General features: G+C 63.0%; 15 protein-coding genes. 12 read left to right on the top strand and 3 right to left on the bottom strand.

Annotated features, from left to right (window positions below):
* Positions 1-3 precede the first annotated feature (3 nt).
* Both FJ941_RS03330 and gndA read left to right on the top strand, forming a co-directional pair.
* Entirely contained in the window at positions 4-1605 is a 1602-nt protein-coding gene (locus FJ941_RS03330) for a copper resistance CopC/CopD family protein (protein WP_246673679.1), read from the top strand.
* Positions 1606-1731: 126 nt separating this feature from the next.
* Positions 1732-3159 carry an NADP-dependent phosphogluconate dehydrogenase gene (gene gndA / locus FJ941_RS03325; protein WP_140503039.1) on the top strand — a complete coding sequence of 476 codons (1428 nt, stop codon included), beginning with the start codon at positions 1732-1734 and terminating at the stop codon, positions 3157-3159.
* Positions 3160-3208: 49 nt separating this feature from the next.
* On the opposite strand, the gene FJ941_RS03320 is transcribed toward gndA, so the two are convergent.
* Positions 3209-4141, bottom strand: a complete 933-nt coding sequence (locus tag FJ941_RS03320; RefSeq protein WP_140503037.1) for a LysR family transcriptional regulator — start codon at positions 4139-4141, stop codon at positions 3209-3211.
* A 93-nt stretch (positions 4142-4234) separates the two neighbouring features.
* Here FJ941_RS03320 and FJ941_RS03315 point away from each other — a divergent pair, with 93 nt between their 5' ends.
* Entirely contained in the window at positions 4235-5029 is a 795-nt protein-coding gene (locus FJ941_RS03315; protein ID WP_140503035.1) for an NAD(P)H-dependent oxidoreductase, read from the top strand.
* Between the two features lie 59 nt (positions 5030-5088).
* Here FJ941_RS03315 and FJ941_RS03310 read toward each other — a convergent pair whose 3' ends face one another.
* The gene (locus FJ941_RS03310; RefSeq protein WP_027146776.1) at positions 5089-6138 is read right to left on the bottom strand and encodes a LacI family transcriptional regulator; all 1050 of its coding nucleotides are present in this window, start codon (positions 6136-6138) and stop codon (positions 5089-5091) included.
* A gap of 405 nt (positions 6139-6543) precedes the next feature.
* Here FJ941_RS03310 and FJ941_RS03305 point away from each other — a divergent pair, with 405 nt between their 5' ends.
* The 8 genes from FJ941_RS03305 to FJ941_RS03270 all read left to right on the top strand — a co-directional run bounded on the left by FJ941_RS03305 (position 6544) and on the right by FJ941_RS03270 (position 14688).
* Complete coding sequence (locus FJ941_RS03305) at positions 6544-7782, top strand: ABC transporter substrate-binding protein (RefSeq protein WP_140503033.1); 1239 nt, start codon at positions 6544-6546, stop codon at positions 7780-7782.
* Positions 7783-7880: 98 nt separating this feature from the next.
* Entirely contained in the window at positions 7881-8774 is an 894-nt protein-coding gene (locus FJ941_RS03300) for a sugar ABC transporter permease (RefSeq protein ID WP_015315676.1), read from the top strand.
* Positions 8767-9702 (top strand): carbohydrate ABC transporter permease, encoded by a 936-nt coding sequence (locus FJ941_RS03295; protein WP_140503031.1) that lies wholly within the window; start codon positions 8767-8769, stop codon positions 9700-9702. The genes FJ941_RS03300 and FJ941_RS03295 overlap by 8 nt, the downstream gene beginning before the upstream one ends.
* Before the next feature lie 5 nt (positions 9703-9707).
* Complete coding sequence (locus FJ941_RS03290) at positions 9708-10805, top strand: ABC transporter ATP-binding protein (RefSeq protein WP_140503461.1); 1098 nt, start codon at positions 9708-9710, stop codon at positions 10803-10805.
* Between the two features lie 54 nt (positions 10806-10859).
* Positions 10860-11606 carry a sugar phosphate isomerase/epimerase gene (locus FJ941_RS03285; protein WP_140503029.1) on the top strand — a complete coding sequence of 249 codons (747 nt, stop codon included), beginning with the start codon at positions 10860-10862 and terminating at the stop codon, positions 11604-11606.
* 11 nt (positions 11607-11617) lie between these two features.
* Positions 11618-12760, top strand: a complete 1143-nt coding sequence (locus FJ941_RS03280; protein ID WP_140503027.1) for a Gfo/Idh/MocA family oxidoreductase — start codon at positions 11618-11620, stop codon at positions 12758-12760.
* Positions 12761-12893: 133 nt separating this feature from the next.
* A complete protein-coding gene (gene mgrA / locus FJ941_RS03275; RefSeq protein WP_140503025.1) occupies positions 12894-13940 on the top strand; it encodes an L-glyceraldehyde 3-phosphate reductase in 1047 nt (348 codons plus the stop codon).
* Positions 13941-14283: 343 nt separating this feature from the next.
* Complete coding sequence (locus FJ941_RS03270; protein WP_140503024.1) at positions 14284-14688, top strand: Fur family transcriptional regulator; 405 nt, start codon at positions 14284-14286, stop codon at positions 14686-14688.
* A 143-nt stretch (positions 14689-14831) separates the two neighbouring features.
* Here the strand turns inward: FJ941_RS03270 and polA are convergent, their stop codons facing one another.
* Positions 14832-17789: a DNA polymerase I gene (polA, locus tag FJ941_RS03265; RefSeq protein ID WP_181169712.1), complete on the bottom strand. Its 2958-nt coding sequence runs from the start codon at positions 17787-17789 to the stop codon at positions 14832-14834.
* A 430-nt stretch (positions 17790-18219) separates the two neighbouring features.
* On the opposite strand from polA, the gene FJ941_RS03260 reads away from it, so the two are divergent.
* Positions 18220-19611, top strand: coding sequence for a M20/M25/M40 family metallo-hydrolase (locus FJ941_RS03260; protein ID WP_181165809.1), 1392 nt, complete (start codon positions 18220-18222; stop codon positions 19609-19611).
* Positions 19612-19720 lie beyond the last annotated feature (109 nt).

The following is a 19720-nucleotide window of genomic DNA, read 5'->3' as shown; positions in this document are numbered from 1 at the left end:
GCAATGGCCGGCAAGCGATTCGGCTGGGCTGGTGGGCTCTTCGCGGTGCTCATGGCGCTCATCGTCATGGCCTCGACAGGCCAGGCCTTTGCCCATGCGGCGCTGATCAAGACCGACCCGACCGACGGCGCCGTGCTGGCGCAGGCGCCGGCGCGGTTCTCGCTGACCTTCAGCGAGCCGGTCTCGCCGCTGGTGCTGACGCTGGTGACGCCCGATGGTACGCCGATCCCGCTGACATCCTTCCGCCTCAGCGACCAGACGGTCGAGATCGACAATCCGCAAACACTCAAATCCGGCACGCATGTGCTGAGCTGGCGTGTCATCTCCGCCGATGGCCATCCGGTCGGCGGCTCGCTGCTGTTTTCCATCGGTGCGCCAAGCGGGCCTCCAGCCGTCTCCGAGGCGGTCGACTGGCCGTTGCGGTCGGCGATCTGGATCGGCAAGGTCGTTCTCTATGCCGGCCTTTTCCTCGGCACTGGCGGCGCTTTCGCCCTTGCCTGGCTGGCCGGGGATGGCCGCGCCGGTCAACGCTTTGTTGCCGGGACGATCCTGTGCGGGCTGGTGGCGGCACCCTTGTCGCTCGGCTTGCAAGGTCTCGATGCGCTCGGTGCGCCGCTCTCCCATCTGGCGCAGCCGGTGGTCTGGCGCACAGGGCTCGGCACCAGCTTCGGCTGGACGGTGCTGATCGCCCTGATCGCGCTGGGGCTTGGCCTGCTGTCGCTGGCCGGACCGCGCGCGGCCGCCAGGCAGCTTGCCCTTGCCGGGCTGGTCGGTGTGGGCGCAGCGCTTGCCGCCAGCGGCCATGCCAGTGCCGCCGAACCGCAATGGCTGACACGGCCGCTGGTCTTCGTCCATGGCGTCGGTATCGCCTTCTGGGCCGGCGCTCTGGTGCCGCTCGGCCTCTCGCTGAAGCGTCAAGCGGCCGGCGCCGTTGAATTCCTGCGCCGCTTCTCATGGGCAATCGTGCCTGTGGTCCCCTTGCTTGCCGCGGCAGGCATCGTGTTGGCCGTGATCCAGGTGCAGACGCCCTCGGCGCTGGTCGACACTGCCTATGGCCGGTTGCTGCTGATCAAGCTCGCGCTGCTGGTCTTCCTGTTCACGCTGGCCGCCGTCAATCGCTGGAAGCTCACCGCTTCGGCCGAGGCGGGCGCGACCGAGGTGCAACGCCGGCTCACCCGCTCGGTCGGCGTCGAAGTGCTGATCGTGCTGGCGATCTTCGGGGTCGCGGCAGGCTGGCGCTTCACGCCGCCGCCACGAGCGCTGGCGATCGCCGCGGCCCAGCCGGTTTCGGTCCACGTCCACGCGCTACAGGCGATGGCCGATCTCAGCATCACGCCTGGCCATGCCGGACCGGTCGCCGCCTCGATGATCATCATGAGCGGCGATTTCGGACCGCTCGACGCCAAGGAAGTGACGCTGGTGCTGTCGAAGCCCGATTCCGGCATCGAGCCGCTGAAGCGCGCGGCAACCAGGCCCGGCGATGGCAGCTGGCGTGTCGACAACCTCATCATCCCGGTTCCCGGCCGCTGGACAGTGCGCATAGACATACTGGTCTCGGACTTCGACATGGTGAAGATCGAGGCGCCGATCGACATCAGGCCGTAATGGCCGCGACAACACAATTGGGCGAGGCGGTTGACGCGGGCCTGAAGGCCCGTCAATCATCCAAGCAATAATGGGCAGAACGGGCTCGAGCTCGAAAACACCAGATCCGGAAACAGGGAAGAAACGATGGAAAAAGCCGAAATCGGCCTGATCGGCCTTGGCACGATGGGCTCCAACCTGGCGCTGAACATCGCCGAGCACGGGCACCGCATCGCCGTCTTCAACCGCACCAAGGCACGCACGGACGCTTTCGTCGAGAATGCCGGTGCGCTCAGGGACATGGTCATTCCTTGCCACAGTCTGGAGGAACTCGCCGCGGCGATCCGGCCGCCGCGCCCGATCATCATCATGGTGCTGGCCGGCAAGCCGGTCGACGAGCAGATCGAAGCCTTGCGCGGCGTGCTGTCCGACAACGACATCGTCATCGATGCCGGCAATGCCAATTTCCGCGATACGATGCGGCGCTTCTCGGAACTGTCCGGCTCGGGCTTGACCTTCATCGGCATGGGTGTCTCCGGCGGCGAGGAGGGCGCACGCCACGGACCGTCGATCATGGTCGGCGGCACCGAAGACTCCTGGAAGCGTGTCGAGAAGGTGCTGACCGCCATCTCCGCCAAGTTCAACGACGAGCCCTGTGCCGCCTGGCTCGGCACTGACGGCGCCGGACATTTCGTCAAGACCATCCACAACGGTATCGAATATGCCGACATGCAGATGATCGCCGAGATCTACGGCATCCTGCGCGATGGTCTGGGCATGGGGCCGAAAGAGATTGGCACGGTGTTTTCCAACTGGAACAAGGGCCGGCTCAATTCCTACCTGATCGAGATCACCGCCAAGGTGCTCGCCGCCGACGATCCGAAGACCGGCAAGCCGGTGGTCGACATCATCCTCGACCGCGCCGGCCAGAAGGGCACCGGCAAATGGTCCGTCATCGAGGCGCAGCAGCTCGGCATTCCGGCGACAGCGATCGAAGCGGCGGTGGCGGCGCGCGTGCTGTCGTCGATCAAGGACGAACGGCAGGCGGCCGAAAAAGCCTATGGCAATATCGGCGTGACGAAAATTTCCGGCGACAAGGACGCGCTGCTGAAAGACCTCGAACTGGCGCTGTTCGCCGGCAAGATCGCCGCTTACGCGCAGGGTTTTGCGGTGATGAGCGGCGCTTCGAAGGAGTTCAACTGGAACCTGCCGATGCCGACCATCGCCAAGATCTGGCGCGCCGGCTGCATCATCCGCTCGCAGATGCTCGACACGATGGCCGAAGCGTTCGGCAGCGGCGGCGCTTTGACCAACCTTTTGATGGCGCCGGCCTTTATCACCATGATGCAGGAGGCGCATCCGTCGCTGCGACGTGTCGTCGCGAGGGCTTCCGAGGCCGGTGCGCCGGTGCCGGCGCTGTCTTCGGCGCTTGCCTATTTCGACAGCTACCGCCAGGGCCGCGGTACCTCGAACCTGATCCAGGCGCAGCGCGACTTCTTCGGTGCGCATGGTTTCGAGCGCATTGGCGAGCAGGGTGCGTTCCACGGGCCGTGGGGCAGCGGCGCGGCTGGCTAATCGTTCTCATGGAATATCTGGCATTGCTTGCATGCCGTGCCGGAAATACTCACCGATCCACATGCGTTTTCTCGATCCCGGGGATGCCGCCGATCTGTTGGGCAAGAAAATCGACCAGCAGCCGGACCCGGGCGATGCCCGCGCGTTGGGGGACGATCAGCATACTGAGCGGAACCGACGGCAGCGCATAGTCCGGCAGGATCGCCTCAAGCCGGCCGGACGCCAGGAGATCGCCGACAAGCCATTGATGGGCGGGCGCAATGCCGCGCCCGGCGAGCAGGGCTTCGCGTGCGGCAAGTCCGTGGTCGACCCGAAGGCGCCCGGCAAGCGGCACGACATGGCGCTCGCCGTCCGGTCCTTGCAGCATAAGGGTGTCGCTGCCCGCCACGTTTGACATGCGGATGCCCTCGTGACCGGCCAGGTCACGGGGACCTTCAGGCCTGCCGCGTTCAGCGAGATAGCCGGGTGCCGCCACGAGCAGACGCCGGGACTGGCCGAGCGCCCGCAACTTCATGGAACTGTCGGTGAGCGGGCCGAGACGAAGCGCGATATCCACGCCTTCCGTGACTAGGTCGACGCGCTCGTCGGTGAGGCTGAGATCGACGCCGATGTCGCGATAGCGGTCCTGAAACGCGAAGATCAGCCGGCTGACATGCAGCACCCCGATAGCCGCGGTGCAGGAGAGCCGGACCGTGCCCGCGGGCGCTTCGCGCGTGCCGCGGGCCTCGTCGCTCGCCTGTTCGACAAGGCGCAGGATCTGTAAGCTGTCGGCATAATAACGGCTGCCCTCATCGGTCATCGTGACACGCCGCGTGGTTCTGCTGAGCAGAGCCACCCCGACGGCCTCCTCGAGTTCACGCAGATGCCGGGTGACGGTGGACTGACCGATTCCGAGTTCACGTGCGACCGCAGAAAAGCTGCCCCGTTCGGCGACGCGAACGAAGGTGCGCATGCGCTCCAGAGTGATGTCTGATTTATCCATTAATCGGCATAATTTTATGCATTATCAAGACATAGCGGATCGTTCGGGCATTGGCTATCTCAAGGCCAACGTCTTCCAACAGGATCGCTCATCATGAAAGTGTTGCTTGTCTTCGCCCATCCCGAGCCACGGTCGCTCAACGGCGCGCTCCGTGACGTCGCCCTCAAGGAACTCGAGGCTCAAGGCCACGAGGTGCTGATATCGGACCTTTATGCCGACGGCTGGAAATCGGAGGTCGACCGTGCTGATTTCCCCGGCCTGTCGCCGGATGCGCGGCTGCTGCCGGTGGCGGCCTCCAAAAAGGCGTTCGAGGCCAATGCGCTGACCGAAGACGTCAAGACCGAGATCGAGAAGCTGCTTTGGGCCGATGCGCTGATCCTGCAGTTTCCGCTGTGGTGGTTCGCCATGCCGGCGATCCTGAAGGGCTGGGTCGATCGGGTCTTTGCCTACGGCTTCGCCTATGGCGTCGGTGAACATAGCGACAAGCGATGGGGCGACCGCTACGGCGAGGGCACACTCGTGGGCAAACGAGCAATGCTGATCGTGACGGCCGGTGGCTGGGAGGACCATTATTCCCCGCGTGGCGTCAACGGCGCGATTGACGATCTGCTGTTCCCGATCAATCACGGGATCCTTTATTATCCCGGCTACGACGTGCTTCCGCCGTTCGTGATCTACAGCGTGGATCGTTTCAACGAAGCCGGCTTCGAGCCTGTCGCCGAACGCCTGCGCGAACGGATGCGGACGCTTGCGACCACGGCGCCCATTCCCTACCGGCGCCAGAATGGTGGCGACTACCTGATCCCGAGCATGCGGCTTCGTGCCGAACTGGGTGATCCGGGAGCGGCCGGCTTCGAACTCCATTTGAACCGCGGCGCGGCCGACTAGAACGGTTCATTGTTTCACGAAACGCATGCGGATTTGCGCGTTCCGATCCAGGCCGATGCTCAGTCGGAGCGCCGATAGGCCACGACGCCCTTCGGCTCGCTCAGGCTCTGCAGCGAGCCGGGCGCGGCACCCCCGATCCAGCCGAGCACCGAGCGGGCGAGTTCGGACCCGGCCAACCGGAAGTCTTCGTTGACGACCAGCAATTCATGCCTGAACAGATGCAGCAGTTCCGACGATTGCTTCGACACAACGTCGACGTCGCGGCCGAGCTTCAGGCCGGCATCCTCGATGCCGGCGACGATAGCGAGCGTCGCGGCTGCAGCACTGCTGATGATGCCGTCCGGCCTGATGTCGCGCCGCATCAGCTGCGCCGTCCTCATCCTGATCTGCTCGATCGAGTGGTCGATAGAGACGGTGTTGAACGGCACCTCGCTGGCGCCGACTTCGCTCAGCGCGTCGGCAAAGCCGTCGACCGTATGACGGTAGTAGCTCAAACCGACCGGCGGCGTCACCAAAGCGAGCCGGCGGCGACCCATGCCGGCGAGGTGGCGCACCGCCTCGGCCGCGAAGGCGTAGTTGTCGAAATCATGATAGGGATGCACCAGCCCCATATCGGTGCGGCCATGCGTGGCAAAGGGAATGCCGCGCTCCAGCATGTAGCGGGCGCGGGGATCGTTCGGCTGCGTGCGTGAAATGATGACGCCGTCGGCGGAGCCGGTCTCAACGAGATAGCGCACCGGATCCAGCGGATCCTGCGAGCGCGAATAGGGTGTGACGATCAGATGGTAGGGCGTGTCGGCGATGACTTCCGTCACGCCATAGATGATGTCGGAGACAAAGCTCATGAGTTCGTGCTCGGTGTTGAGCACGAGGCTGATGACATTGGTCTTGCCGGTCCGCAGGCGCACGCCGGCGCGGTTCGGCCGATAGCCGATCTGCTTGGCCACGAGCTGGACACGACGCCTGGTCTCTGCGCCGATCTCGGGCGCGTCCTTCAAGGCGCGCGACACGGTGGTGACGCCGAGTCCGGTCATGAAGGCAAGCGTCTTCAGCGTCGGCCGCTCCTGTGCCGTCGCCTCGTCATCCTTGTCCGTGCGTTGTCTGTCCATCCGTCCCGCCCATCAGGCGCATAGCAGCCGCCGGGCAGCCCGGCAATGTTGCGGGCCGCTTCCCATGGCGCGTCATCTGCATTGGAAGCAATATACTGAAACGTTACAGCTTGTCACGATCGGTGTAAAAGTGGGTGCTGGCGGACACGGAAAGACATCGTCAACCGCGTGGACGAAAAATCGTTGGGATTCAGAGGGAAGCATGCTCCTAGCAAGTTTCTTGCTGCTTTTACTCATTGTGCGGCGCACTCTTGCTCATTGCGTCGCACAATAAGGCCGCAACGAAACGATTTTGTTCGCGGCTCGAAAAATATCAAACCGACTCTTGCCGGAAGGGGTTGCGCATAGTCTTCAATTGCCGTATCGAAAATCTGTAACGTTTCAGATTTCTGGGAGGAAGCCGAAATGCGATATAAATTCCTGACCGCTGCGTTTGCAGCGACGGTTGCGCTCAACTTCGCCGGGCCGGCGGCCGCGACCGATCTGGAAGTCACCCATTGGTGGACTTCCGGCGGCGAGGCGGCAGCGGTCGCCGAACTCGCCAAGGCATTCGACGCCACCGGCAATCACTGGGTCGACGGCGCCATCGCCGGATCCGGCGGCACGGCGCGGCCGATCATGATCAGCCGCATCACCGGCGGCGATCCGATGGGGGCCACCCAATTCAACCATGGCCGGCAAGCGGAAGAGCTGGTGCAGGCCGGCCTGATGCGTGACCTCACCGATGTCGCCACCAAGGGCAAGTGGACGGAGGTGGTGCGGCCCAAGAGCCTGCTCGACTCGTGCACGATCGACGGCAAGATCTATTGTGTGCCGGTCAACATCCATTCCTGGCAGTGGCTGTGGCTGTCGAACGCGGCCTTCGAGAAGGCCGGCGTTCCGGTGCCGAAGAACTGGAATGAGTATGTGGCCGCGGCTCCGGCGCTGGAGAAGGCAGGCATCGTGCCGCTCGCGGTCGGCGGGCAGGCCTGGCAGGCATCGGGCGCTTTCGACGTGCTGCTTGCCGCGGTCGGCGGAACCGACGCCTTCCTCAAGGTCTACAAGGACAAGGACGCCAAGTTCGCAGCCGGTCCCGAAGTCGCCAAGGTGTTCAAGGCGGCCGACGATGCGCGCAAGATGGCCAAGAACACGAATGTGCAGGACTGGAACCAGGCCACCAACATGGTCATCACCGGCAAGGCCGGCGGCCAGATCATGGGTGACTGGGCACAGGGCGAGTTCCAGGTGGCCGGCAAGACCGCCGGCAAGGACTACACTTGTCTTCCCGGCCTTGGCCTGAACGAGGTCATCGCCACGGGCGGCGACGCCTTCTACTTCCCGCTGCTCAAGGACGCCGACAAGGCCAAGGCGCAGGAAGTGCTGGCCGAGACCCTGCTCGATCCCAAGACCCAGGTTGCCTTCAACCTCAAGAAGGGTTCGCTGCCGGTGCGCGGCGACGTCGACCTCAACGCGGCCAATGATTGCATGAAGAAGGGCCTCGCTATCCTGGCCAAGGGCGCGGTCATCCCATGGACGGACCAGCTGCTCTCGCAGGACAGCCAGAAGCAGAAGGAGGACCTTTTCTCCGAATTCTTCGCCAAGCCGGACATGAGCCTCGAAGATGCGCAGAAGCGCTTCGCCGACATCATCGCCTCGGCTGACTGACGACTGATGAGCCGCCTCGCTCCCGACCTTGCCAGGCAGGGTCGGGAGCCCAGGCGTGCTGACTTTCCGCCCTTATCCGATCCAGCACGACTGTACCGATGAGCAAGAGCGAACGCCCGAGCCAACTCTTCCGCAATCTCAATGCGAAGGTCGCTTCGATCCCGATGATCCTCACCGCAATGGTGGTCTTTGTCGGCGGCACCGCATGGACGGTGCTCTATTCCTTCACCAATTCGAAGCTCCTGCCGCGGCTGAATTTCGTCGGGCTCGACCAGTATTACCGGCTGTGGGCGACGCCGCGCTGGCTGATTTCGATCGAGAACCTTCTGATCTACGGCGTGATCTCACTGGTGTTCTCGCTGGTGATCGGGTTTCTGCTGGCTGCCCTGCTCGACCAGAAGATCCGTTTCGAGGACACGTTCCGCACCATCTTTCTCTACCCCTTCGCACTCTCCTTCATCGTCACCGGCCTTGTCTGGCAATGGCTGCTCAATCCGGATTTCGGCGTCCAGGGCGTGGTACGAAGCCTCGGCTGGACCAGCTTCGACTTCAATCCGCTCTACAATTCCAGCATCGTCATCTATGGCATATCGATCGCGGCGCTCTGGCAAGGCACAGGGCTGATCATGTGCCTGATGCTGGCGGGCCTGCGCGGCATCGACGAGGACATCTGGAAGGCCGCACGGGTGGACGGGATACCCATGTGGAAGACCTATCTGTTCATCATCATCCCGATGATGCGGCCGGTGTTCATCACCACGCTAGTGATCATCGCGTCAGGCATCGTGAAGGTTTACGATCTCGTTGTCGCGCAGACCAGCGGCGGGCCGGGCATCGCCTCCGAAGTGCCGGCCAAATATGTCTACGACTACATGTTCTTCGCCCAGAACCTCGGCCAGGGTTTTGCCGCCTCGACCATGATGCTGCTGTCGGTGATGATCGTCATCGTGCCGTGGGCCTATCTCGAATTCGGAGGCCGCAAGCGTGTCTGACCATGCCGTCGCCTTGTCCGCCACGTCGTCAAACCCGCGGGATGATGCCGCCGGCCCGAGCGGGCCAAAGCCGCGGCACATGTTCTCGCGCCGCAACATTTTCCTCTACGGCACGCTTGTGGTGGTCGCGCTCTACTACCTTCTGCCGCTCTATGTGATGGTCGTCACCTCGCTCAAGGGCATGCCGGAGATCCGACTCGGCAACATCTTCTCGCCGCCGCTCGAGATCACCTTCGAGCCCTGGGTCAAGGCGTGGTCGCAGGCCTGCACCGGCCTGAATTGCGATGGGCTTTCCCGTGGTTTCTGGAACTCGGTGCGCATCACCGTTCCTTCAGTGATCCTGTCGATCGCCATCGCTTCGGTGAACGGCTATGCGCTGGCCAACTGGCGCTTCAAGGGCGCCGACACGTTCTTCGTCATCCTGATCGTCGGCGCCTTCATTCCCTATCAGGTGATGATCTATCCCATCGTCATCATCCTGCGCGAGATCGGCCTCTATGGCAGCCTTACCGGCCTGGTGATCGTGCACTCCATCTTCGGCATGCCGATCCTGACGCTTCTGTTCCGCAATTATTTCACCTCCATGCCGGAAGAGCTATTCCGGGCGGCGCGCGTCGACGGTGCCGGCTTCTGGGGCATCTATCTGCGCATCATGCTGCCGATGTCGCTGCCGATCTTCGTCGTCGCCATCATCCTGCAGGTGACAGGCATCTGGAACGACTTCCTGTTCGGCGTCGTCTACACCCGCCCCGACACCTATCCGATGACGGTGCAGCTCAACAACATCGTCAACTCGGTGCAAGGCGTGAAAGAATACAACGTCAACATGGCCGCCACCATCCTGACCGGGCTGGTGCCGCTGATCGTCTATTTCATTTCCGGCAAATTGTTCGTGCGCGGCATCGCCGCCGGCGCGGTGAAAGGGTGATGGCGATGGCGGCGAACGGTACCAGTGTTTCGATCCAGGATCTGTCGCTGAACTTCGGCGCCATCTCGGTGCTGCAGACGCTCAACCTCGATGTCGCCGAAGGCGAGTTCATCGTGCTGCTCGGGCCCTCCGGCTGCGGCAAGTCGACCTTGCTCAACTGCATCGCCGGCCTGCTCGACATTTCCGAAGGCCGTATCTTCATCAAGGGCAAGAACGTCACCTGGGAAGAGCCCAAGGACCGCGGCATCGGCATGGTCTTCCAGTCCTATGCGCTCTATCCGCAGATGACGGTGGAGAAGAACTTGTCCTTCGGGCTGCGCGTCGCCGGCATCGCCAAGGACGAGATCGCCAAGCGCATCGCGCGGGCCGCCGAGATCCTGCAGATCGAGCCGCTTTTGCAGCGCAAGCCGGCCGCACTCTCCGGCGGCCAGCGCCAGCGCGTAGCCATCGGGCGGGCGCTGGTGCGCGATGTCGACGTCTTCCTGTTCGACGAACCGCTGTCCAATCTCGATGCCAAGCTGCGTTCCGAACTGCGCGTCGAGATCAAACTTCTGCACCGTAAATTGCAGAACACGATGATCTACGTCACCCATGACCAGATCGAGGCGATGACGCTGGCCGATCGCATAGCGGTGATGAAGGGCGGTGTCATCCAGCAGCTCGACGCGCCGCAAACCATCTACAACCGTCCGGTCAACCGGTTCGTTGCCGGGTTCCTCGGCTCACCGGCGATGAACTTCGTCGAGGGGCAGTTGGAGACCGGCACGACGGCAGTGTTCAAGACCGGGGATTTGAACATACCGCTCGATCGCTACAGCTTCGACGGCACCGGCGACAAGAGCGGGCCTTGCGTGTTCGGGATCCGGCCGGAGCACGTTGTCTTTGGCGAGGCCGCGAATTCCATGCCCTTTGCCACCGATGCCGCCGTCGAGATCGTCGAGCCCATGGGCTCCGATACACTGGTGTGGACGAAGCTCGGCGGCCGCATTTTTTCCTTCCGTGTCGAGGCGGAAAAAACGCTGCGCAATGGCGATCCGATCCGAATCGGTTTCGATCCCGCCCGCGCCTCGCTGTTCGACACCCCATCCGGAAACCGCATGTAGCTCCCAAGAAAACCATCCTCCCAAAGACAATCCCAAGCAGAACGGACAGAGACGATGAACTGGTCATTCCAACTTTACAGCGCTCGCAATTTCTTGCCCTGGACCGATGTGCTCGAAATGCTCGGCAAGCTCGGTTACGCCGAGGTCGAAGGCTTCGGCGGCGTCTATGACGATCCCAAGGCCTTCCGCGCCGAACTCGACAAGTACGGCCTTTCGATGCCGACCGGGCATTTTTCCATCGATGCGCTGGAGAAGGATTTCGACGGCGTGCGCAGGATCGCCGAAACGCTCGGCGTCAAGCTTTTGATCTGCCCTTATCTGATGGCCGAGGACAGGCCATCCGACGCCGCCGGCTGGCGCGCCTTCGGCGAGCGTCTGGCCAAGGTCGGCGACGTGGCCTCGAAGGCCGGCTATGGCTTTGCCTGGCACAACCATGATTTCGAATTCAAGACGCTCGCCGACGGCTCGCTGCCGCAGGACCATATCCTGTCGTCCGCCCCCAATATTGGCTGGGAAATGGACGTTGCCTGGGTGGTGCGCGGCGGCGCCGACCCGCTACCCTGGATCGAGAAGCACGGCCAGCGCATCGTCGCCGTCCATGTCAAGGATATGGCGAAGCCTGGCGAGGGGCTGGATGAGGATGGCTGGTCGGATGTCGGGCATGGCACAATCGACTGGGCCGGCTTGATCAAGGTGTTGCGGGCCAAGAGCGCGGCAAAATACTTTGTCATGGAACAGGACAATCCCAACGACATCGAGCGCTTCGCCCGCCGCTCGATCGCAACCGTCAAGAGCTACTAGGAACAACCGCCATGGCAAAGAAACTGGGTATTGGCGTCATCGGCTGCGGCAACATCTCGAAGGCCTATTTTTCGCTGGCGCCGCTGTTTCGCGGCATCGAGATGCGTGCCTGCGCCGACATCAACATGGATGTGGCCAGGGCGCGGGCGAAGGAATTCAAGCTCCGCGCCGAGACCGTCGAGGACCTGCTCAAGGCCGACGACATCGACATCATCGTCAACCTGACCATTCCGGCCGTGCACTACGAGGTGTCGAAGCAGGTGCTCGATGCCGGCAAGCATGTCTATTCGGAAAAGCCGTTCGTGCTGTCGCTCAGGGAAGGCCAGGACCTCAAGGCGCGGGCCGAGAAGAAGGGGCTGCGCATCGGTTCGGCGCCGGACACGTTCCTGGGCGGCGCGCACCAGCTGGTGCGTGAACTGATCGACGAGGGGAGGCTCGGCAGGATCACCAGCGGCACCTGCCACGTCATGGGCCACGGCATGGAACACTGGCATCCGAATCCCGATTTCTTCTTCCAGCCGGGCGCCGGGCCGGTGCTCGACATCGGGCCGTATTACATCACCAATCTGATCCAGCTGATCGGGCCGGTGAAGCAGGTGGCGGCTTTCGCGACGACTCCGGCCAAGGAGCGGACCATCAGCTCAAAGCCTCGCGCGGGTGAAAAAATCCCGGTCAACACACCGACCACCATTCACGGCCTGCTCGAATTCGAGAACGGCGCCGTGGTGACGCTGAACACCAGCTGGGACGTCTGGGCTCACGGCCACGCGCCGATGGAACTCTATGGTGAGGCCGGGACGGTGTTCGTGCCGGATCCGAACTTCTTCGGTGGCGACGTGCGCTTCACCGAAGAAGGCAAGCCGGTCAAGAAGCTGCCGAAATGGAAGCACCCGCTTGGCATCCCCAATGAGATGCACGGCCAGGGCATGATGGCCAATTACCGCACATCAGGCCTCGCCGACATGGCGCTGGCGATCGCTGAAGGCCGGCCGCACCGCTGTTCGATGGAACTCGCGCTGCATGCCGTCGATGTCATGACCGGCCTCCTGCGCTCGGGCGAAACCGGCAAGTTCGTCGCCATGCAAACCACATGCGAGCGCCCGGCCGCGCTTGGCGTCAAGCAAGCCAAGGATCTTCTGGCCAAGAAGAAATAGGTCGCGAAGATTATCGATAATTTTGCTTGCCCCCCTCCCCGTTCCTCCGGGGAGGGGGTAAAGGATGGGGTACGGGCATGCTCATCGCCTCTGCGATGACGGTGCCCTGTCCGTTCAGATTCGAGGATTTCCCATGACCTATGTCGCCGCTGAGAACCGCTACGAAAAAATGATCTACAACCGTTGCGGTCGGTCCGGCCTCAAGCTGCCGGCGATCTCGCTCGGGCTGTGGCACAATTTCGGCGACGATACGCCGCATCGGACCAAGCAGGCGATCGTGCGCAAGGCCTTCGACCTCGGCATCACCCATTTCGACTTGGCCAACAATTATGGACCGCCGCCCGGCTCGGCCGAGGCGGCTTTCGGCGAGATCCTGCGCACCGATTTTTCCGCCTATCGCGACGAACTGATCATCTCGACCAAGGCTGGCTATGAAATGTGGGCGGGTCCCTATGGTGAATGGGGCGGGCGCAAATACATGCTGGCCAGTCTCGACCAGAGCCTGAAGCGGATGGGCCTCGACTATGTCGACATCTTCTATTCGCACCGCTTCGATCCCGATACGCCGCTCGAAGAAACCATGGGCGCGCTCGACCATGCGGTGCGTTCGGGCAAGGCACTCTATGCCGGCATCTCGTCCTACAATTCGCAGCGCACCCGCGAGGCCGCCGACATATTGAGGCAATTGGGCACGCCCTGCGTCATCCACCAGCCGAGCTATTCGATGTTGAACCGTTGGGTCGAGGAAGATGGCCTTCTCGATACGCTCGAAGGGCTCGGCGTCGGCTCCATCGTGTTCTCGCCGCTGGCGCAAGGTATGTTGACCGATAAATATCTCGGCGGCATTCCCGATGGCAGCCGGGCGTCCCAAGGCAAGTCGCTGAAGACAGCCTTCATCAACGACCGCACCATCGCCAACATCAAGGCGCTCAACGCGATCGCCGGCAAGCGCGGCCAGACGCTGGCGCAGATGGCGCTGGCCTGGGTGCTGCGCAGGGGCTGGGTTACTTCGGCGCTGATCGGCGCCAGCCGGCCCGAGCAGGTCGAGGACTGCGTCGGCGCGCTCAAGGTGCTCGATTTCAGCGATGCCGAACTGGCCGAGATCGATACGTACGCGCGCGAGTCCGACATCAATCTGTGGGCGGCCTCCGCCGAGCGCAAAGGTCCGCCGAGGAAGTAGATGAAGCTGGCTAATAAAGGCTGGCGGAATTGCTCGCGCCGGCCTTTCACGGATGAAGTCCAGTCAGGGCGTGGCCGGCCTCCCTGAGGCGGCCTTGATCGCCGGGTGGGTCGGCCGGCCAATGGTGCCGGGCACACCCTTGGCTACCTTCGTCGAGATTTCCGCCAGTATCCTTGAACACCGTGGCGCTATCGATCCCGCCGTCACCAATGTGCCCGCGCGTCATCGACTGACCGGGACGGCAACAGAGGAGTAGCAAAGACGGCGGTTCGTCGCTATCTGAATGGGATCGGGCCGTTTGCACGCGCAGGCAGGCCGCAAACGGTGCAGGACAAGTGGAACCATGGCGGCAAGGGATGTGCTGACGAAAAACCAGTTGTGCGTGCTCGAGAAACTCGAGACCGCCAGCGGGCCGCTCAGCGCCTACACCTTGCTCGACCAGCTGCGCGAGCGCGGTTTTCGCGCGCCGCTACAGGTCTATCGCGCGCTCGACACGCTGGTGAAGTCGGGCTTCGTGCACCGGCTGGAAAGCATCAACTCCTTCGTCGCCTGCGCCGAGCCGCACGACCACAGCCACTCGATGACCGCTTTCGCCATTTGCGACGGCTGCGGGCAGGTGACCGAAATGTCCGACCACGATGTCGACCACCGGCTGAACGAATGGGTCAGCTCGACCGGCTTCGCCGCCAAGAAGGCGGTGATCGAATTTCGCGGGACGTGCGCGAAGTGTTTGGCGCAGGCGGCCTGAGGGCATTCCGCAGAGCGGTTCAGCGATTGGTAGAATCGCCTAACCGCTCTAACTCTTTGTTTTAATGCAATTTCCAAGGAAAAGCGCTAAGCGCTTTTCCCGGGAAAACCGCTATACACTTCTCCTGAAATTGCTCTAGCGCGTCAGTGCGCCTCGTCCCAATTGTTGGCGGCCCGCGCGTCGACATGCAGCGGCACCGACATCGATACCGCCGGCATCGCCGCGTTTTCCATGACATGGCGCACGACCGGGATCGTCTCCTCGACTTCCGCCTCGACCGTTTCGAAGATCAGTTCGTCATGTACCTGGAGGAGCATGCGGGCGGACAGCTTGGCCTTGTCCAAGGCTTCCTCCATGCGGATCATGGCGCGGCGGATGATGTCAGCGGCGGTGCCTTGCAGGCGGGCGTTGATCGAGGCGCGCTCGTTGAACGCCCGTAGCGACGGGTTCGACGATCTGATGTCGGGATAGTGGATGCGGCGGCCGAAGATTGTTTCGACAAAGCCGTGCTCGCGGGCATAGGCCTTGGTCTCCTCGATATAGTCGCGGATGCCGGGAAAGCGCTCGAAGTACTTCTTGATGTAGGCGCTCGCCTCCTCGCGCGGGATAGACAGCTGGTTGGCGAGGCCGAAAGCCGAGATGCCATAGATGATGCCGAAATTGATCGCCTTGGCGCGGCGGCGCACTTCCGACGGCATGCCCTCCACGGGCACATTGAACATTTCAGAAGCGGTGATGGCGTGGATGTCAGCGCCATCCGCAAAGGCCTGCCGCAGTTGCGGGATTTCGGCGACATGGGCGAGCACGCGCAGTTCGATCTGGCTGTAGTCGGCTGACACCAGCCGGTGGCTCTTGTCGGTGATGAAGGCGGTCCTGATCTTGCGCCCTTCAGCCGTGCGCACCGGAATGTTCTGCAGGTTCGGGTCGGAAGACGACAGCCGCCCGGTCGTCGTCGCGGCCAGCGCGTAGGAGGTGTGGACGCGCTTGGTTTCGGGATTGACGAAGCCCGGCAGCGCATCGGTGTAGGTCGATTTCAGCTTGGTCAGCTGGCGCCAGTCGACGACTTTGCGCGGCAGTTCGTGACCTTCGGCGGCAAGGTCTTCGAGCAGCTGCGCCGAGGTCGACCACTGGCCCGTCTTGGTCTTGGAGCCGCCGGGCAGGCCCATGCGGCCAAACAGGATATCACCGAGCTGCTTGGGCGAGCCGATGTTGATGCGCTCGCCGATGAGCAGGTAGATTTCCTCTTCGAGCCGGGCTGCACCTTGCGCCAGCTCGCCCGAAAGCCGCGACAGGATCTGCCGGTCGACCGAAATACCGCGCTGTTCCATGCGCGCCAGCACCGGCACCAGCGGCCGCTCCAAGCGTTCATAGACCGAGACCAGGCCCTTGGCGGCAAGGCGGGGCTTCAGCACCAGCCACAGCCGCAACGTCACGTCGGCATCCTCGGCGGCGTGAGCCGTCGCCCTGTCGATGTCGACCTGATCGAAACCGACAGAGCTTTTGCCGGAACCGGTCACGTCCTTGAGCTGAAGGGGCCTATGGCCAAGCCATTTGTCGGCAAGGGTATCCATGCCGTGGCCGTGCGGAGTGCCGGCGTCGAGCACGTAGGAGATCAGCATGGTGTCGTCGAAGGGCGCGACATCGATGCCATAGCGGCTCATGATAACCAGGTCATACTTCAGGTTGTGCGCGATCTTCAGCACCGACCTGTCCTCAAGCAGCGGTTTCAGGACCGCCAGCGCCTCGCGAAGCGGTATCTGGTTTTCGAGCGCGCCGCCGCCGAGCAAGTCACCATTGCCGCTCTTGTGGGCGAAGGGAATGTAGCCGGCGCAGCCGGGCGCTGTGGCCATTGCCATGCCGATCAGTTCGGCCTGCATCGGATCGGTCGACGTCGCCCTGACGTCGAAGGCAGCGATACCAGCCTCTCGCGCATCGGCGACCCAGGCTTTCAGCGTCGCGATATCGCGGATGCACTGATAGGCCGAGGTATCGATCTTGCGTGTCGCCGCGCCCTCCAGCCGCAATGCGGCCAGGAGGGAAGGGGTGTCACCCTGTTTTGGCCTCTCCGTCGTCTCGGCTTCAGCAGCCTGGCCAGGTTCGGAGCCCGCCCCCTTTCGGGCGACGGGCGGTGTTCCGGCACCGACGTCGGGGCCATGTGCGTTATCGGCGCGTTCGACGGTCACAGTGACGGCCTGGACGTCGCCGGCCTCGGTGCCGGTCGCCTCCGCGACGCGGCGGGTCAGCGAGGTGAATTCCATGGTCTTGAGGAAGCCGATCAGCTTCGGCCCGTCGGGCGCATGCAGCAGGAAATCGTCCAGCCCCTCGGCCACCGGCACGTCGTTCTTCAGCGTCACCAACTGGCGCGAGATGCGCGCCTTGTCGGCGTTGGCGATGATCGATTCCCGCCTTTTCTCCTGCTTGATCTCGCCGGCGCGGGCGAGCAATCCGTCGAGATCGCCGAACTGCTCGAGCAGTTGCGCCGCGGTCTTTGGCCCGATGCCGGGCACTCCAGGCACATTGTCGACGGAGTCGCCGGTCAGCGCCTGCAGGTCGATCATCTTTTCCGGCGGCACGCCCCATTTCTCGACGACTTCGGGGATGCCGATCTGGCGATCCTTCATCGGGTCGTACATGCCGACCGTGTCGCCAACCAGCTGCATCAGATCCTTGTCGGAGGAGATAATGGTGGTGTCGCCACCGGCCTCGCAGGCCAGCCGGCAGTAAGTGGCGATGAGATCGTCGGCCTCGAAGCCTTCCATCTCGACGCAAGGCAGGTTGAACGCCCTGGTTGCCTGGCGGATCAGGCCGAATTGCGGGATCAGATCCTCGGGCGGCGCCGAACGGTTCGCCTTGTATTCGGGATAGAGGTCGTTGCGGAAGGTTTTCGAGGAATAGTCGAAAATGACGGCAAAATGCGTCGGCACAATGCCCACATCGGTGTTGCGGGCATCCTGCATCAGCTTCCAAAGCATGTTGCAGAAGCCGGAAACGGCACCGACCGGCAGGCCGTCGGACTTGCGGGTCAGCGGCGGCAGTGCGTGATAGGCCCGGAAGATGTAGCCAGAGCCGTCAATGAGGAAGAGATGATCGCCTTTTTTCATGCCGGCAGGGATAGCGCGGCGCAATGCCTTGGTCCATGCCAAAGACATCGCCAGAGATAGGTTCCGTCAACACCCTGACAGATCGGGATCCTGACGGATCGGGGTTATACAAGCCCGCTCACGGGCACGTTACAAAAGTGTAACGTTGGTGCCCTTGAATCGCCACGTTCAGGGACCAAATACAGTTCATCGGCAGTTTTCGCCGAAGTCCGGAGCAAGGCCCGTCCCCCGCCTATACCGGACAATTGCGGCAGCCTATCCCCCCTCTCCGGGCTGCCGCATCGTTTCGAGTAAAAGGCCGCCGTGGTTCCCCCTCCACCACGGCGGCATTTTTTTGCCCGCGGCGACCGTCCCGGGCCGTGGTCCAATCGTCCCGGGCTTTTCGTTTCGCCGCTCTGCCTTTACGGTTCCGGCACTGAATCGAAAGGCTATGCAAATGTCCGCAGTTTCCCCTGTCCTCGACCGTCTCGATCAGAACCTCGACCAGAGCCTAGAACGGCTCTTCGGCCTGCTCGGGATCAAGTCGATCTCCACTGATCCAGCCTATGCCACCGACTGCCGCAAGGCGGCGGAATGGCTGGTGGCGGAACTCAAGCTGATCGGCTTCGACGCCAGCGTGCGCGACACGCCCGGGCACCCAATGGTGGTTGCGCATCACGACGGGCCGGCGGGCGCGCCGCATGTGCTGTTCTACGGCCATTATGACGTGCAGCCGGTCGACCCGATCGAGCTGTGGGAAAACGATCCCTTCGCCCCGGCGATCAAGGAGATTGCACCTGGTCACAAAATCATCACCGGGCGCGGCTCGGCCGACGACAAAGGTCAGCTGATGACTTTCGTCGAGGCATGCCGTGCCTGGAAACAGGTGTATGGTGGTCTGCCGTGCCGCGTCACCATCCTGTTCGAAGGCGAGGAGGAATCGGGGTCGCCCTCGCTGAAGCCGTTCCTCGAGGCCAATGCCGAGGAGCTCAAGGCCGACTTCGCGCTGGTCTGCGATACCAGCATGTGGGACCGCGACACGCCGTCGATCTGCGTCGGGCTGCGCGGTCTGGTCGGCGAGGAGATCACGGTTAAGGCCGCCGACCGGGACCTGCATTCGGGCCTCTATGGCGGCGCTGCCGCGAACCCGATCCGCATCCTGGCCAAGGTGCTGGCCGACATCCACGACAAGGACGGCCTTATCACCATTCCGGGCTTCTATGACGGCGTCGAGGAAACGCCTTCGCAGGTGCTGAAATCATGGGAAACGCTGGGCGAGACGGCCGAGACCTTCCTCGGACCTGTCGGCCTGTCGATCCCGTCGGGCGAAAAAGGCCGCTCGGTACTGGAACTGACCTGGGCGCGGCCCACCGCCGAGTTCAACGGCATCATCGGCGGCTATACCGGCAAGGGTTTCAAGACGGTGATCGCCGCGGAAGCCTCGGCAAAGGTGTCTTTCCGCCTCGTCCACAAGCAGGATCCGAAGAAAATCCGCGCGGCTTTCCAGAAATTCGTCAAGGAGCGCATCCCAGCCGATTGCTCGGTCGAATTCCACGCTCATGGCGGTTCTCCGGCAATCCAGCTCTCCTACGACTCGCCGTTCCTGGCCAAGGCCAAGACCGCGCTTTCCGACGAATGGCCAAAGCCCGCGGTGACGACCGGCAGCGGCGGCTCCATTCCGGTGGTGGGCGACTTCCAGACCTATCTCGGCATGGAATCGCTGCTGGTCGGCTTCGGCCTCGACGACGACCGCATCCACTCGCCCAACGAGAAATACGAGCTCAGCTCCTTCCACAAGGGCCAGCGCTCCTGGGCGCGCATTCTGGACGCGCTGACACGGTAAGGCGGACAACCTGGACGGCGGAAAATCAACTTTCTGTTGATTTTTCCGCCGATCACGGCGAGGACGGGTCGACAGCGCAATTTGTTGGAGCGCGTGTGCGCTTCTTCGA

This window comes from Mesorhizobium sp. B2-3-13, from assembly GCF_006442195.1.
Classification (GTDB): domain Bacteria; phylum Pseudomonadota; class Alphaproteobacteria; order Rhizobiales; family Rhizobiaceae; genus Mesorhizobium; species Mesorhizobium salmacidum.
This window is presented reverse-complemented; position numbering and strand designations above follow the sequence as displayed.

Bases quoted from the DNA above. Each gene is read 5' to 3' on its own strand.
- mgrA (WP_140503025.1), top strand. From the start codon at position 12,894: ATGACCTATGTCGCCGCTGAGAACCGCTACGAAAAAATGATCTACAAC.
- FJ941_RS03315 (WP_140503035.1), top strand. From the start codon at position 4,235: ATGAAAGTGTTGCTTGTCTTCGCCCATCCCGAGCCACGGTCGCTCAAC.
- FJ941_RS03310 (WP_027146776.1), bottom strand. From the start codon at position 6,138: ATGGACAGACAACGCACGGACAAGGATGACGAGGCGACGGCACAGGAG.
- FJ941_RS03270 (WP_140503024.1), top strand. From the start codon at position 14,284: ATGGCGGCAAGGGATGTGCTGACGAAAAACCAGTTGTGCGTGCTCGAG.
- FJ941_RS03300 (WP_015315676.1), top strand. From the start codon at position 7,881: ATGAGCAAGAGCGAACGCCCGAGCCAACTCTTCCGCAATCTCAATGCG.
- gndA (WP_140503039.1), top strand. From the start codon at position 1,732: ATGGAAAAAGCCGAAATCGGCCTGATCGGCCTTGGCACGATGGGCTCC.
- FJ941_RS03290 (WP_140503461.1), top strand. From the start codon at position 9,708: ATGGCGGCGAACGGTACCAGTGTTTCGATCCAGGATCTGTCGCTGAAC.
- FJ941_RS03260 (WP_181165809.1), top strand. From the start codon at position 18,220: ATGCAAATGTCCGCAGTTTCCCCTGTCCTCGACCGTCTCGATCAGAAC.
- FJ941_RS03320 (WP_140503037.1), bottom strand. From the start codon at position 4,141: ATGGATAAATCAGACATCACTCTGGAGCGCATGCGCACCTTCGTTCGC.
- FJ941_RS03305 (WP_140503033.1), top strand. From the start codon at position 6,544: ATGCGATATAAATTCCTGACCGCTGCGTTTGCAGCGACGGTTGCGCTC.
- FJ941_RS03285 (WP_140503029.1), top strand. From the start codon at position 10,860: ATGAACTGGTCATTCCAACTTTACAGCGCTCGCAATTTCTTGCCCTGG.
- FJ941_RS03330 (WP_246673679.1), top strand. From the start codon at position 4: ATGGCCGGCAAGCGATTCGGCTGGGCTGGTGGGCTCTTCGCGGTGCTC.
- polA (WP_181169712.1), bottom strand. From the start codon at position 17,789: ATGAAAAAAGGCGATCATCTCTTCCTCATTGACGGCTCTGGCTACATC.
- FJ941_RS03280 (WP_140503027.1), top strand. From the start codon at position 11,618: ATGGCAAAGAAACTGGGTATTGGCGTCATCGGCTGCGGCAACATCTCG.